Raw genomic sequence first — 13,203 nt, 5'->3', positions numbered from 1 at the left:
ACGACATGCTTCTAGGGTCCGTCTTCAAAGATCATTCAGGTGGTGGATCATGGTGGAGTGGTACGTCGTCATGAACTCACTGACCAGGAGTGGGAGTTGCTCGCTCCGCTGATACCGCGGGCCGCGACGGGCCGGCCCCGGGTGTCGGACCGGCAGGTCATCAACGGGATGGTCTACAAGATCCGCACCGGGATCTCGTGGCGTGACCTGCCCGAACGCTACGGGCCTTGGCAGACGGTCTACACCCGCTTCCGCCGCTACGCGATCGACGGGGTGTTCACCCGGGCCCTGCAGCAGATCCAGGCCCGGGCCGACGCCGCCGGTGACATCGACTGGCTGGTCCAGATCGACTCCACCATCGTCCGCGCCCACCAGCACGCCGCCGCCACCGGCCGAAAAGGGGGAATCAGCGGCCGGACGAACCGGACGATCACGCCCTCGGCCGATCCCGGGGCGGACTGACCACCAAGGTCCACCTCGCGTGCGACGGCAAGGGCCGTCCTCTGGCCCTCCTCGTCACGCCGGGCCAGCGCCATGACAGTGTCTGCGCACGCATCCTGCTCGAACGCATCCGCGTTCCCCGCAGCAGCCTCGGCCGGCCACGCTGCCGACCCGACCAGGTCATCGCGGACAAGGCCTACAGCTCCCGCGGTTTCCGCGCCTACCTGCGGCGACGCGGCATCGCGCACACCATTCCCGAGAAGGCCGACCAGCGGCGGCACCGACTGCGGCGCGGGAGCCGCGGCGGTCGACCGCCAGGGTTCGACCGGGAGACTTACCGCCGGCGCAACCTCGTCGAGCGCTGCTTCAACCGGCTCAAGGGCTTCCGCGGCATCGCGACCAGATACGACAAGACCGCCACCTCATACGAGGCAGCGGTCAGTCTCGCGTCGCTCCTGCTCTGGGCAAGATCCGTTTGAAGACGGACTCTAGCAGGTCCTGGTACTCATACCCGCGATGCGCGGCAGTCAGATCACCCATGTCCTGTGCATTGTCTCGGGTTGGGCGCCTATAGGAGGGAAAACGAGAGCGATACTCCCATCTGAACGAGCGACGAGGCACAGGTATGGCGCATGGAGTGCGGCAGATGATGTGGGACGGGCTGCGGCTCGCCGTCGCTGCCGAAGTAGCAGGCGTCGTCGAGGGCCAGCCACCAGCCAGTCCGTCATCGCCAGTTGCCGTCGTTGAGGCGGCGGCCGGCCCGGCCCTTGGTGATGGTGGTGAAGATCAGCGCATCACCGTCGAGCCGGTGGAAGTGGCGTTCGAGCGCCCTTGGTCGTGGGCTCGTGGTCTCGACGCATTCAACATGATGCGTCATCGGAAGCACATCGAATTTGGGGGCAGTCGATCAAACTGCCAGGTCGGTGACCTCCGCCTACGCCTCCCCGCCGCACTCCACCCGAGGGCTCAGCTCGCCGGGACCTGCCCCTGCCGTCCTTGATGCATCCAGGCGATGACGTCGAACACACGCAGGACGCCGACATCCTCACCGATCCCCGCCTTGTCACGGAGACGGGCCAACTGATCGTAGAAGGCGCCGTTGTCCGCCCGCAGGGCCGCAGCCAGCGCTGCCCAGAAGGAGTGGTCTGTCTTCGGTCGTTAAAGAGCTGCTTGACGCGGATGTCGTAGATGGGGATGAGGTGGGGACGCTTCCGGGCCAGCAATTTGCCTGCGACAACCGGGCCGTTGCCGTCGGGCTTGCCGGGGTACTGCTTGGTACCGGCCAGGCGTTCCCACAATTCCCAGGCCGGTCCGCCTTCCACTATGAGCGCATCGCTTCGAGGATCCTCCAAACGTGCGTCACGAGGGATGAGCGACAGCAGGCTCGCCCAGTGCTCGTCGGGGTCGGTCAGCAAGTTGATCGCGCCATGCGGCTCCAGGGACACACTGAGCGTGGTGATGGCCACCAGGTCGTTGCTGTCGAAGCAGTACGCGACGTATTCGGCGTCCCCGCCCCCGCCCAGGCGCTCGAAGCACGCGCCGGAATAAAATAGATCACCGCATGAGCGTCGTCGGGTGAAGTACTCACCCAGCAGGCTCACAGCCTTCTCGTCGTCCCAGTAGATCTCCGGGATCTTCAACTCGATCACCCGAAGCCCCCAGCTCCCACGCCACCAGTAATGTGTCGGTGGACGGTACACCAGCTGAGACCCTGCGGTGGCTCGAGCGGAAACCGCGGCCAACACTCGCGCCTGTGCCCCACCGTGTTTGGGGCGGCTTCTGAAGCCTGGTCCAGGCATGAGCTTTGGTCCTGTCAGCGCGCCGACAGCGGGCAGGAAACTGCAATTGGCCGATGTTCCCTCATGAGAATCTCTGACTCTCTGTCACCATTCTCCGTATCTCGGGGGAACCTCAGTCCCCTCAGGTCGGGCCTCGGGGCCCGACCTGAGGCTTTGCATGCTGGTGGCACCCAGATCTGAGCGAAAGCGCATACCGGTACCGCCTCAGTCATGCCCGTCGGCGCCGGCAACAAGATCAAAGGACGCAAGCGGTAACTGAGCACCGACGCCATCGGCCTGGTCCCGGCTGCGCCAGGGCACCGAACTAGGGTCTGGTGCCTCCCGCTCGGCTGCCTCGAGTCCGTAACGGGCGAGGGCTGTACCCCCGGGAAGAAAGTCAAGAAGGCTCCGGATCCTCCCTTGCGCCGAATTCGACGATGAGACTTCCGGACTGTTTGATCCCGATGAGCATGACGTTTCCGTTCGGGCGGATGCGCAGTTGGTGCAGCGGATCGGGGACGAGACGCAGGACAGGATTGGAGTCTGCCGCGAGTCCTGATACCACTACGAGGAAGAACTCGGCTCCCGAGGCCGCCCGTTCGCATTCCTTGGCGGTGAGGGTCACCGTGTCCTGCTCGGGTCCATAGGTCGTCTTCAGCTCGTAGAACCGATCGAGCGCGTCCACGGCATCGGCGCCCACGCCGTGCTGGTGCCGTAGATCGCGCAGCCACTCCGGTTCCTGCTCCGTGCCCAGAACCTTGCGCAGGAGGTCCAGAGCCACTTTCTCCTGGCGGTCGATGTTGGGGGCAGGGGGGACCAGACGTGGTGCGGGCACGGTCGGTGCGGAGGCGGGCGGGGTGAGGCGGGTCCTGACGGATGCACCTCCGCCAGCCCCGGGCACACCAGCAGCGGATGGCGACGCCTGGGTGGTCCGGCGGATGCCGGTGATGCGGAGGGCTGCCGGATCGACGAATTCTCGCGGTGCCGAGACCGGGACGGCCGGGGCCGGGCGGACAGTGACCGAGGGCAAGGGTGTCGACGCGGATGGCCGGCCATCTGCCTTGTTCTGAGCTGTCTTGACTTCTGTCTCCAGCGCAGCAAGGCGTTGGGCGCGCTTGGCATCAGTCGCCGCCTGCTCCTGTGCGACCCGCTCCTCAGCCAGCTCGAGCCGCACCGCCTCTCTTCCGCGCTCTGCCTCGTCGTAGGCGGCCGCCCAGGAGTGGGCGACCTGCCGCCGGTCCTCGGTGAAGCGAGTGGCGATGGCCCGGCCCGCCTCAGACGGTCGCCTCAACAACTCGCGGTCCACCGTCCATAGGGTGCGGGAGTCCCGGTCGAGGGCGGTACGCACCGGACCCCGCACCGGTTCCCCACCGGGGAGCGTGACCAGACACTCCAGCGACGAGGTGATCCGCACCTCGACCGCGGCCAAGTCCTCCCACGGGAAGTCGAGGGATCCCGCGACGGCGACGGCGTTGCGCTGTAGGTCCTCGCGGAGCAGATCCAGCGCGTGACGCACCAGGTCGGTCGCTTCCATGTCGACCGGCGCGTCGTCCGCGGGGCGGAAAGTAATGTCCGCCGCTCCCAGCTCGGTCACCCGCAGGGGTCCGAGGAGCGCCGTAAACTGTTCGAGTTCCCCGCCCGGCAGCCACACCGGGATCCGCGAGCCCAGCGCCTCGGCCAACGTCGCGTCGGCCGCGTAGACCGGGCGCTTACTGGTCCATCCCCGGCTCGTGCGCAACGGCAGTCTCCCCACGAGAGAGGCGGTCACTCTCTCGGGGTGTTCGCGGGCCGTTCGGGCAAGCATCTGCAGGGTCTGGAGCATCACGGTCTCGGCTTGGGCGTCGACCGGCGCCCGCACGCCTCGCTCCTCCCTCGCCTCGCGGGCCACCTCCCTGACGACCCGTACTGCGTCCTCCACACCGGCCTCCGAAACCGCGAGGTTCTCCCAGAGGGCGTCACTGCCCTTGAACGACGGCGCGAAGGCGGCCCACCGGCCGAAGACCGGGAGGCCGCGGAAGCAGTCGCCCGGCCGGCGCCAGCCCAGTGACGTGAGAATCAGTCCGCGGCCCTGCCCGAAGGCACGCACGACAGTGGCGGTCACCTGTGCGGCGTCCTTGCCCCGGTGGGCGGTCAGTCGCTCGGCGAGCGCCCGGTAGAGGAGCTGCGCCGCCGGATGGTCGGGGGCTTCGGTTTCCCGGGCGCGCAGTCGGCGCAGCGCCTCCAGGAGGTCGGCGACACCCGGCTCGCCGGTGACGCCAAGAGCGACCAGCACCTCTCCTCGTCTGCCGACCGCCTGTTGGAGGTCGGAGTGCAGGAATCCGGCACTGTCCGCGCCGTAGACGGCGACGGTACTGGTCGTGCGCTCGCGCAGGCCGCTGGGAGCCGCCGGTGCGCCGTCCTGGTTGTCCAGCCACGCCGTGGTCTTCAACTGCCACAGCCAGAAGCCGTCTGTCTCCCCGCAGGGGTTCCATGTGTGGTAGTCCCGGACAGCGCGGACCTTGTGGTGCTCGGACAAGGCACCCCAGTTGCGTCCCAGCACCCGCAGCAGCGCGGCGGCCCGCCGGCGTCGTACCGGCCCGTCTTTCTCCGCTGCGATGTCATGGACGACGGCCATCAGGTCAGGGCTGTCGCAGTCCTCTAGGGTGTAGGTGGCCGATTTGTTCCGGAGGTCCTGCGACCTCTCCGCAGGACCGCCCGGGACCCGGGCCGGCAGACCCTCGCTCGGGGACGAAGCGGTGAACCGATGCTCGACCCCGGGGTGCGGCCGCAGCCGCGGTCCCTTTTCGGTACCGAGCAGGTGGAAGAACGCTCGGGCGCCCAGGCCCGTCCCCGCCCCGGGCAGGACCTGGGTATAGCGGGGCCGCAGCCACGTGAGGCCGGTGGCGGTACCCGCGGCCGTCTCGAAGCTGTCCTCCCTGTCCACACTGTCCAACCCGGCCGGCAGGTAGGCATCCGCTGGTCTGACCTGTACGTCCTCCCTACGGCCGCCGGGCCCGAACCGGCGGCCGTGCAGCAGGACGGCGCGGCCCACGTCCTTGCCCAGCCGCTGGCGCTCCTTCGCGGGGACGCGCAGAAACCCCTCGCGCAGCGCCACCAGTTGGTCGTCGTCCAGGACCAGAGGCGCGATGTCCTTTCGGGCGCCACGGGCGGCGAGCTGGCGGATGGCGGGCACCGGATCCGCGCCCGTGACGAAGACCTGCTGTTCGCTCAGCCACGCACGGACTCGGGCCGCTTCCCCGGTCTCGGCGACGAAGGCCGGGTGCAGCACGTGGCTGAGCCCGAGCACCTTCGCAAGCCCCTGCGCCTTGTCGGTTAAGAACTCTGCGGCTCCGAACCAGGGCACCCGGTGCCGTGCTCCGGAGAGGTCCACCAGCCACTTGTGCCATCGAAGCCTCTGGGTCTCGCCCTCGGCGATGGCGACGGAAGCGAGTGCGACCGTAGCCTCCGGGCTCCGGGACGCATCTCCGAGGAGCGCGTCCACAGCCATCGGGACGGTGACGGTCCCGGGCGCGGCACAGTCGTGTTCAGCCCAGTCCTCAAGCACCTCCTGCCATCGCCCCTCCGCATCCCGCGCCGCCGGAGGCAATACGGCTGTGCGCCCGGCCACCTGCGCGATCTCTGCCTCCGAGAGCGCTGGCAGAAGCGCCTCGTCACCAACGGCGAGGTCGGCGAGTCCGAGGTCACCGTGGAGCGGCGTCCGCAGGCGCAGTTCGTACGACACCCTCGCGCGCGCAAGGGTCAGGAACCGCTGCTCCAGGTCGCGTACAGGTCCCTTGGGCGACCGGACGTTGTGCGGCAAGGGCAGGCACCGCCAGGCCGCGGTCGGGTCCAGCCGAAGCTGTCGCACCATGACGGCGGCCCAGAGGTCGGCCAGCAGGGGAAGCAGCGCCTGGTTCCACGGGGTGTCGTTGAGATGCTGACGGCTCGGGTTCGGATCGAACTGGGCGCCGACCCGGAGCGGAAGTCCCAGCTCGGTCACGGGCAGTCCGACATGCACCTGCCCGGCAACCTCATCGCCCGCGCCCTCGCGCAGCGGGATCGCGACGGCAAGGCCGGTCGATTCACCCGCGGCCTTCCGAATCCGCGGCACGTCCGGCGGGCTCGGCACGGTGGCACGGCTGACCTGCCAGGTCATGCCGCCAGGTGACCGGGCCGTGCGCACGTCGATCACGGTGTCCCGGCCGCCAATGACGGCCTCGTAGGCGTCGGGTTCGCCCCACTCCAAGGCGAGGCGGCTGTATACGTCGCCGCCCTCCCGTTGATGCTCGACCGTGCGCACGTGGTCGAGGAAGAGCAACGCCTCGTCACCCCATGCGGCAAGCCAGTCGTCGACATCCTGCCCCTGCACATCGGCGGGGGTGGCGAGCGGGATGCGCAGGACCGTCCAACCGTCGTCGGCGAACCAGGAGGGGACCGGGAAGGGGTCGGCGAGGGACACGTCGGGGTCCCCGATCCGGACGCGGTAGAAGCCGCAGAAGATCTCCAGGACCGGGGACAGCCGCCGGAGGGTCATGAGCCCGATGCCGAACCGGCCGGTGGCGTCGGGGTCGTCGTCCTTGCTCGTCAACGACGGCATGGCCAGCGCCATCACATCGGTCAGCCGTACCGGACGCCCGTCGTGCGCTACCAGCAGCTCCGTGTCACGTACGAAAATCCTGACCTGGTGCGCTCCGAGGTCGTTGGCGTTCTGCACGATCTCGGACAGCCCCTGCAGCGGGTCGGTCGACAGGTCTCCGCCGTTGTCCCGCTGCCGGCGCAGCCCGTACCGCATCTGTCCGGGCAGCTCCACAAACAGCCGCCCGAGCCGCTCGACGGCCGCGCACGTCGCTTCGGGCCCGACCGGTTCCGCCACCTCCGCCCCGCCTCTCAGCCCCTCCCGGTCCATGAGTTCCTCGGCCGCCCGAATCGCCTGCTCCACCTCGGTCGCCGTCGACCCGCCCCGCTCAGCGGTCACACCCGCCCCCTTGCTGTGGGATCCCCCGGTCACCGATCGTAGATCGTCGAGGAGGAGGAAGGGGCGGAACGGCGGTCGGCGTGAACCCGTCGATTGCCGCGTCTGACCGCTCCGTTGTGTCTGCCGTACCAGCCCGTTCGCACGGGTACGAGGAACGTGGTTCCGCCTCAAGCTTCGCCGGGCTCCTCATACTTGAGGCGGCGGCGCAGCGCTACAGCAGGGGCGACTCAGAACCTCCACCGATCCCGTCGCGTTCCGGTCACACCACCGCCACCTACTGGGGACGGCCGCTACCGCTTGGCCGTGGACTTTCAACACTCCTTCGCTACGACGACCACATCCCCTGCTGTCACGGACTGCACGCAAGGTGCGACACGTAGTACCTTTGTCTGCCTCAGCGTCAGGAATGACCTTGCCGCAACTAGGCGTGTCGGCTTGCAGCCCCTAGTGCGGTGAGAGCGATGGGGGGACATCGTGGGTACCGCGCCGCGTTTCATGGCCGCGAAGGCACGTCCGTTACCAGTACTCGTACTGGCGGACGTGAGTGGGAGCATGGGGGAACCCCAAGAGAAGATCGATGTGCTCAACGAGTGCATCCGTCGCATGCTCGACGATTTCGCCACGGCCGACATCGGGCGAGGCACCATCCACGTCGGAGTAATCGCCTTCAGCCGCGATCGGGCTGAACTGCATCAGAAGATGGTGCCCGCGGCCGATGCGTCCTGGACCGACATGGAGGCCCGAGGCGGCACCCCGCTCGGTGCCGCCCTCGAGCTCGCCGACGCGGTGCTGCGTGACGAAGCAGCCGTCCCCACCAGGTCCTTCTCTCCCACGCTCGTTCTCGTGTCCGACGGCATGCCCACCGACGAGTGGGAAGAGGCCCTCGACCGGTTGCTCGAATCCCCCAAGGGTTCCAGAGCCAACCGGCTGGCGGTCGCCATCGGTCCCGACATGACCGAGCAGGCAAAAGCCGTACTGCGCCGTTTCGTCAGCGACGAGGCCAACGGCGTTTTCGAGGCACAGGACGTCGGACGCATCCAGCAGTACTTCCGCTGGGTCACGGTCACCGTCACCCAGCAGGCTCGAAGTACTCGTCCGGACCGGGCGCCGGTACTGAGCCCCGACGACTTGTCCGACTTCGGCGCCTGAACCGGCGGGACGCGGCGAGAGGAAAGGCACCCCCGTGGCATCGCGCTGGGATCTCGGCGGCCTGCTGCGGCCCGTCGAGGACGAGTACCACCAGCTGTGGTCACTGTCCCACTCGATCGGAGCCGGCGGCCAGGGCGAGGTATGGCTGGCCCGAGGCGGACGAACCGCCGTCAAAATGATCACTGCTCCGACTCAGGAAGCAGCAGAGGCTGTACACGTTCGGCTGCGCCGCATCCAGCGCCTTCCGTTGGACGGTGTCCCGCTGGCCGGCGTGCTCGCCCTGCTCGCCCCGCCGAAGCTCGGTTATGTCATGGAACTGGCCGACGAGATGGTTCCGTTGGATACCTTGTGCGTCCCCGACGAGGAGGATCTGGCAGCCTGGTATGTGCGCACCGGGGGTCTGGAACGCCGACTACGGCTGCTGGCCAAACTTGCGGACGCCGTCGCCCGGCTCCATGCCCGTGCCATCGTGTACCAGGACCTGTCCCCCTCCAACGTGCTGATTTCCGCCGCTGTTGAGCAACAGGAAATCCGTCTCATCGACGTGGACAACCTCGGTCTGGCCTCGACCGTCGAATCCGCGCCGGTACACACCCCCGGATACGGGGCGCCTGAAATCGTGTCGGGTCGCAGCGGAGCCACCACACTGGCCGACGCACACGCACTCGGCGTGCTGATCTTCGAGACCCTCACGGCAAGTCACCCGTTCCGGGGCGACGAGGTGCTGGACTCCGACCCCGCCTACCAAGAGGAGTACGCAGACCGGTTCCGCCTGCCATGGATCGACCACCCCACCGACCGCACCAATGAGTGCACTCTGGGCATCACACCACGGCGGGAACTCCTGTCCGGTCAGCTGTGGGACCTGGCCTCACAGTGCTTCGTGGACGCCGTGGCCAATCCCATCCTCCGGCCGTCGGCTGCCCGGTGGGCCGCGGCACTGCACTCCGCTGCGGGACAGACCGTCGAGTGCCCGGAGTGCGGATGGAGCTACCGTGCCTCCGCACCCTCCTGCCTCGCCTGCCGGAGGCCCCGCGACCGTGTCTGGGTGCTGCGCCACGGACTGACCGGTCCGGTGGGTACCGAGCCGCAAGACCGATCGGGGAGCACTGACGACACCCCTGGTGTCCAGCTCTCGGAGGTTCCTCTGCCCGACTTCACCGCACTGCGTCCCGGCGGCGAGACGACTCTGACCGCCCGGCACACCTCACCCGCCCCGGATCGACCTGACGCGGTGGTCGCGCGGCTGCGGCTTCACAGCCAGGACGCCACCGTGCTGAACCTCTCCCGCGACAGCCTCTGGCTGGACCGTCAAGACGGACGGCCATGGCGGGAGGTCGGTCAGGGAAGCCAGGCAACCGTGCCTGTCGACGGTCGCGGCTGGACGATTCACTTCGGGAGACAGGGTGCGATCCACCGCTGGGTACGTCTGATGGCTGTGGAGGCGAGCAGGTGAGCGTTCGCCCCAGGGGGCCGGTCATGCCCGCCCGTATGCCGGGAGAGCCGGTCTTCGTGTCCTTCCTCTGGCGCCGAGTGCCGCAGGAGTTCGTCGACCGGATCATTCCCGATGGCAGCGAGGTCCGCCTCTACCGTCGCCCCGCAGGCCAACTCGACCTGGTCACCGACTTCGCCACGTTCGTGGTCAAGCCGGCGAGTCCCGAGGACGAACGGAGGCTCGACGAAGTCGAGGCAGCCGGTAGCAGTTGTGTGACGGTCACTGCGCATCTGGTCCGGCCGAAGCCGCCTGCGCCCGCCGCACCGCCCCGGCGCCGCACCGGTGGTCCGCATCCGTCCGCGTCGCCGGCCGGCGAACCCTTCACCTTGCGCGTGCACATCTATGCCCCCGCCGTAGGACTCGCTGTGCCGCTCAGCACCGGCCTGCTACTCGACGTCGACGATGCCGTCGTGGAGGACGCCACCAAGTACGCGGACCGCGCGGACACCGCCAATGTCGGGGCTGTCATGGAGTTCATGAGGCGAGAGCTCTTCCTGGAACCCCGCCCCGGGGCGCCGGCCGACGCCAGGCGCATGGTGGTCTCGGCCGGACCAGCCGGTGGCTTTGCGGTCGGCTTCCGGGTGCACGGACCAGGGCTCATGGCCGACGTCGAGAAAAACAGCGCCGGTTACCGCATTGTGCGCCTGCTCAGCTCGGTTCACGATCAGCGCGGCGCCGGCCAGAAGGCACTGGCCGTCGGGTTGATCGACTTCCGCGACATGACCGCCAGACAGCGAGACCGGGAGAGAATACAGCGGGGCCTCGACCTGGTGGCCAATCAGAACGGTTACCTGGCCATGTGGGACAGGTACCAAGAGCTGGAGGCCCGCCACATCAGAGGCCGGATTCGCGATTTCGGGATCATCCGCTACACCAAGGTCAAGGTCGAGTCCGATGGCCGCTGCGTGTTCACGGTGGACCTCGACCGGGCACTGCCGCGGACGCGAGCGGCCCTGGAGAACACCACAGGTGCCGAACGCGTAGAGATCGAGGCAGCAACGGACGTTCCGGCCTCCGTGACAGACTCCGCGATGACCGACCGGGAGTGGCTGGTCGCTTCCCGGGCGCAGAAGGTACGTGCCTGGGTCGGCGAACCGCTCGGGTATGACAGCGTCACCGAGACCCTGAGACTCGCCGCGACCCTCAACGACCAGAAGGACCCGCCGCCCCAGGGCTGGCTCTACCTGGCACACCGCGGCGATCAGCGCCGTCTCGACCGGCGCGAGCAAGCCATGCAGAAGCTGCGCACCGACGGGACACACATTCCCGCGCTACCGACGCTGCTGGAGGGGGGTTCCTGGCCTCAGCCAGCACGACGCCGGATCACGAAGATCTCTCCTTCCGCGCTCAGCTGCTTCGCTCCCCACGGCCCGACGCCGGCCCAGCGAGAGGCGGTGCTCACCGCGCTCAACACCCCCGATGTCGCGATCATCCAAGGACCGCCTGGCACGGGCAAAACGCAGGTGATCGCCGCTCTAGTCAATCAACTGGGTGATCTCGCCCAGGGCGGAGAGGTGGCCGGCAGCACCCTGTTGACGAGTTTCCAGCACGCGGCGGTGGACCATCTGGTCACGCGAGGCTGGGTCTTCGGGCTGCCGCCGCTCAAGGTGGACTCCCGCGGCCGGGGCAGCAAGGTCGCGCTGGACACCTGGCGCATCGACGCTGCCCGCGCCGCCGACCTGCGGCTACGTGAGCGCCCGGTGGGAGAGCATCTCGCTGCTCGGCGAGCAGCCGCCGAACTGGCCGCCACCTACCGGGCGGCACCCGTACCGCCCGAGTTCCTGCCCCAATTCCTCGACCAAGTACTCACCCAGCTCGGAGACATATCCGACCCCTCACTGGTCGGCGAGCTCCGCAGCCTCAGAGACGGAGCCGAGAGGAATCGCACTCGGGCCGCCGCCATGGCCGACCCCGACCTGCGCGCGGACCTCCTGCCCTACATCCGGTCGCTGCGCTGCACGGTGACCGGGTTCGAGGACGACGGGCCCCGCACGGCTCGAGCACTGCTGACACGGCTCGATCTCACCGACTCTCCGCTCTTCGACGGCATCTCCTACCAGGAATCGCTGCGTACAGCGGCCAGAACCGCTTCACCAGAGCGTGAACTCCTTGGCTCCCTCGCCACGTTGCGCGACACCCTGCTCGACCGTCTCACCGCGCGCGTTCGGCTGCCAGAAGTCACCGTGGCCAATCCCGCGATCGCCGACCTCCTCGACCGGTTCGCAGCACAACTCGCGGAAGCGGTGACCCGGTCACCCGACGCCATAGCCGCGGCACTGCTCGATTACCGGGACGACCTGCGCAGCGATCCGGAAGGCGTCGACGACACCCTCCGCGCCTACACCGTCTCGCTGGCCTCGACCTGCCAACAGGCCGTATCCAAAGCCATGGTCGATCTCGGCCGTCAAGACGGGGGCTTCGAGTCGGTCGTCGTCGACGAGGCTGCCCGGGCCAACCCGCTGGATCTCCTCATCCCCCTCGCCCAGGCCCGCCGTCGGATCGTGCTGGTTGGCGATCACGCCCAGCTTCCCCACATGCTGGAACCCGATGTCGAGCGCGAGCTGGGCTCGCTCGGCGAGGACATCCGCGACCGGCTGCAGGAAAGCCTGTTCCAGCGACTGGCACGGCAGTGGGAGCACGGTTCGTCCGACGGACATCGCCGGTTCGTCCGTCTCGACACCCAGTTCCGCATGCACCCGGTGCTCGGCAGCTTCGTCAGCGACAACTTCTACCAGGGGAAACTGCGCAACGGCCGTGAAGCGGCCGACTTCACCCACGGAATCGACCGCTACGGTGAGGTCCCCGCGGTGTGGCTTCCCGTGCCCCTGTCCGCGGGCGGCGAAACGCAACGGGGAACGAGCCGCACGCGGCACGCTGAAGCCGCTGTCATCGCGGCGGAGATGGCCGCGCTGATCGAGCGGCATCCGAACATGACGTTCGGCGTCATCTCGTTCTACGCCGCGCAGGTCACCGAGGTGTGGAAGGAACTGAAGAAGGCCGGGCTCGCCGAGTTCACCGATGCGGGCGGATGGCGCCCCGTGCCCCGGCTGTGCCGTGACGAGGACGGCGCACCGCTCGACCGGTTACGAGTCGGCACCGTAGACGCCTTCCAGGGCATGGAGTTCTCCGTCACCTATCTGTCCACCGTGCGCAGCTGCGCACCGGCCGCGCGAACCGATGTCAAGCGCGCCTACGGACACCTCACCGTCGCCAACCGACTGTGCGTGGCGATGAGCCGTCAGCAGCGGCTGCTCGCCGTCGTGGGTGACGACGACATGTTCGGGCCCGACAGTCCCCAGGCGATCGCGCCCCTGGCCGCGTTCCTGGAGCTGTGTCGGAAGGGGGCGGACGGCCGTGTCGTTCGACCGTGAGACGCCCGTCTTCCA

6 protein-coding genes and 1 pseudogene are annotated in these 13,203 nt (G+C 68.3%); 4 read left to right on the top strand and 3 right to left on the bottom strand.

Annotated features, from left to right (window positions below; translation table 11 throughout):
* Positions 1-57 precede the first annotated feature (57 nt).
* Positions 58-920 (top strand): IS5 family transposase gene (locus MTR79_RS13550; RefSeq protein ID WP_107115281.1). Its coding sequence is split into 2 segments (ribosomal slippage): positions 58-414 and positions 417-920, totalling 861 coding nucleotides; the frame shifts between segments, so codons are not numbered across the junction.
* 245 nt (positions 921-1,165) lie between these two features.
* On the opposite strand, the gene MTR79_RS13545 is transcribed toward MTR79_RS13550, so the two are convergent.
* The 3 genes and pseudogenes from MTR79_RS13545 to MTR79_RS13535 form a co-directional block, all read right to left on the bottom strand.
* Positions 1,166-1,318: a hypothetical protein gene (locus MTR79_RS13545; RefSeq protein ID WP_244790364.1), complete on the bottom strand. Its 153-nt coding sequence runs from the start codon at positions 1,316-1,318 to the stop codon at positions 1,166-1,168.
* Between the two features lie 89 nt (positions 1,319-1,407).
* Positions 1,408-2,240 (bottom strand): annotated as a pseudogene (locus MTR79_RS13540) (DUF6308 family protein).
* A gap of 376 nt (positions 2,241-2,616) precedes the next feature.
* The gene (locus MTR79_RS13535) at positions 2,617-6,912 is read right to left on the bottom strand and encodes a hypothetical protein (protein ID WP_244790362.1); all 4,296 of its coding nucleotides are present in this window, start codon (positions 6,910-6,912) and stop codon (positions 2,617-2,619) included.
* Positions 6,913-7,668: 756 nt separating this feature from the next.
* On the opposite strand from MTR79_RS13535, the gene MTR79_RS13530 reads away from it, so the two are divergent.
* Genes MTR79_RS13530 through MTR79_RS13520 form a run of 3 tightly spaced genes read left to right on the top strand, consistent with a single transcriptional unit; the run spans position 7,669 to position 13,188 of the window.
* Complete coding sequence (locus MTR79_RS13530; protein WP_280518390.1) at positions 7,669-8,322, top strand: VWA domain-containing protein; 654 nt, start codon at positions 7,669-7,671, stop codon at positions 8,320-8,322.
* Positions 8,323-8,356: 34 nt separating this feature from the next.
* Positions 8,357-9,778 (top strand): protein kinase, encoded by a 1,422-nt coding sequence (locus MTR79_RS13525; protein ID WP_244790358.1) that lies wholly within the window; start codon positions 8,357-8,359, stop codon positions 9,776-9,778.
* Between the two features lie 23 nt (positions 9,779-9,801).
* Positions 9,802-13,188 (top strand): AAA domain-containing protein, encoded by a 3,387-nt coding sequence (locus MTR79_RS13520; RefSeq protein WP_244790356.1) that lies wholly within the window; start codon positions 9,802-9,804, stop codon positions 13,186-13,188.
* Positions 13,189-13,203: the final 15 nt, after the last annotated feature.

Source organism: Streptomyces sp. BJ20 (genome assembly GCF_022869105.1).
GTDB classification, from domain to species: domain Bacteria; phylum Actinomycetota; class Actinomycetes; order Streptomycetales; family Streptomycetaceae; genus Streptomyces; species Streptomyces griseoincarnatus.
The sequence above is the reverse complement of the archived record's forward strand: the minus strand, read 5'-3'. Positions and strand labels throughout refer to the sequence as shown.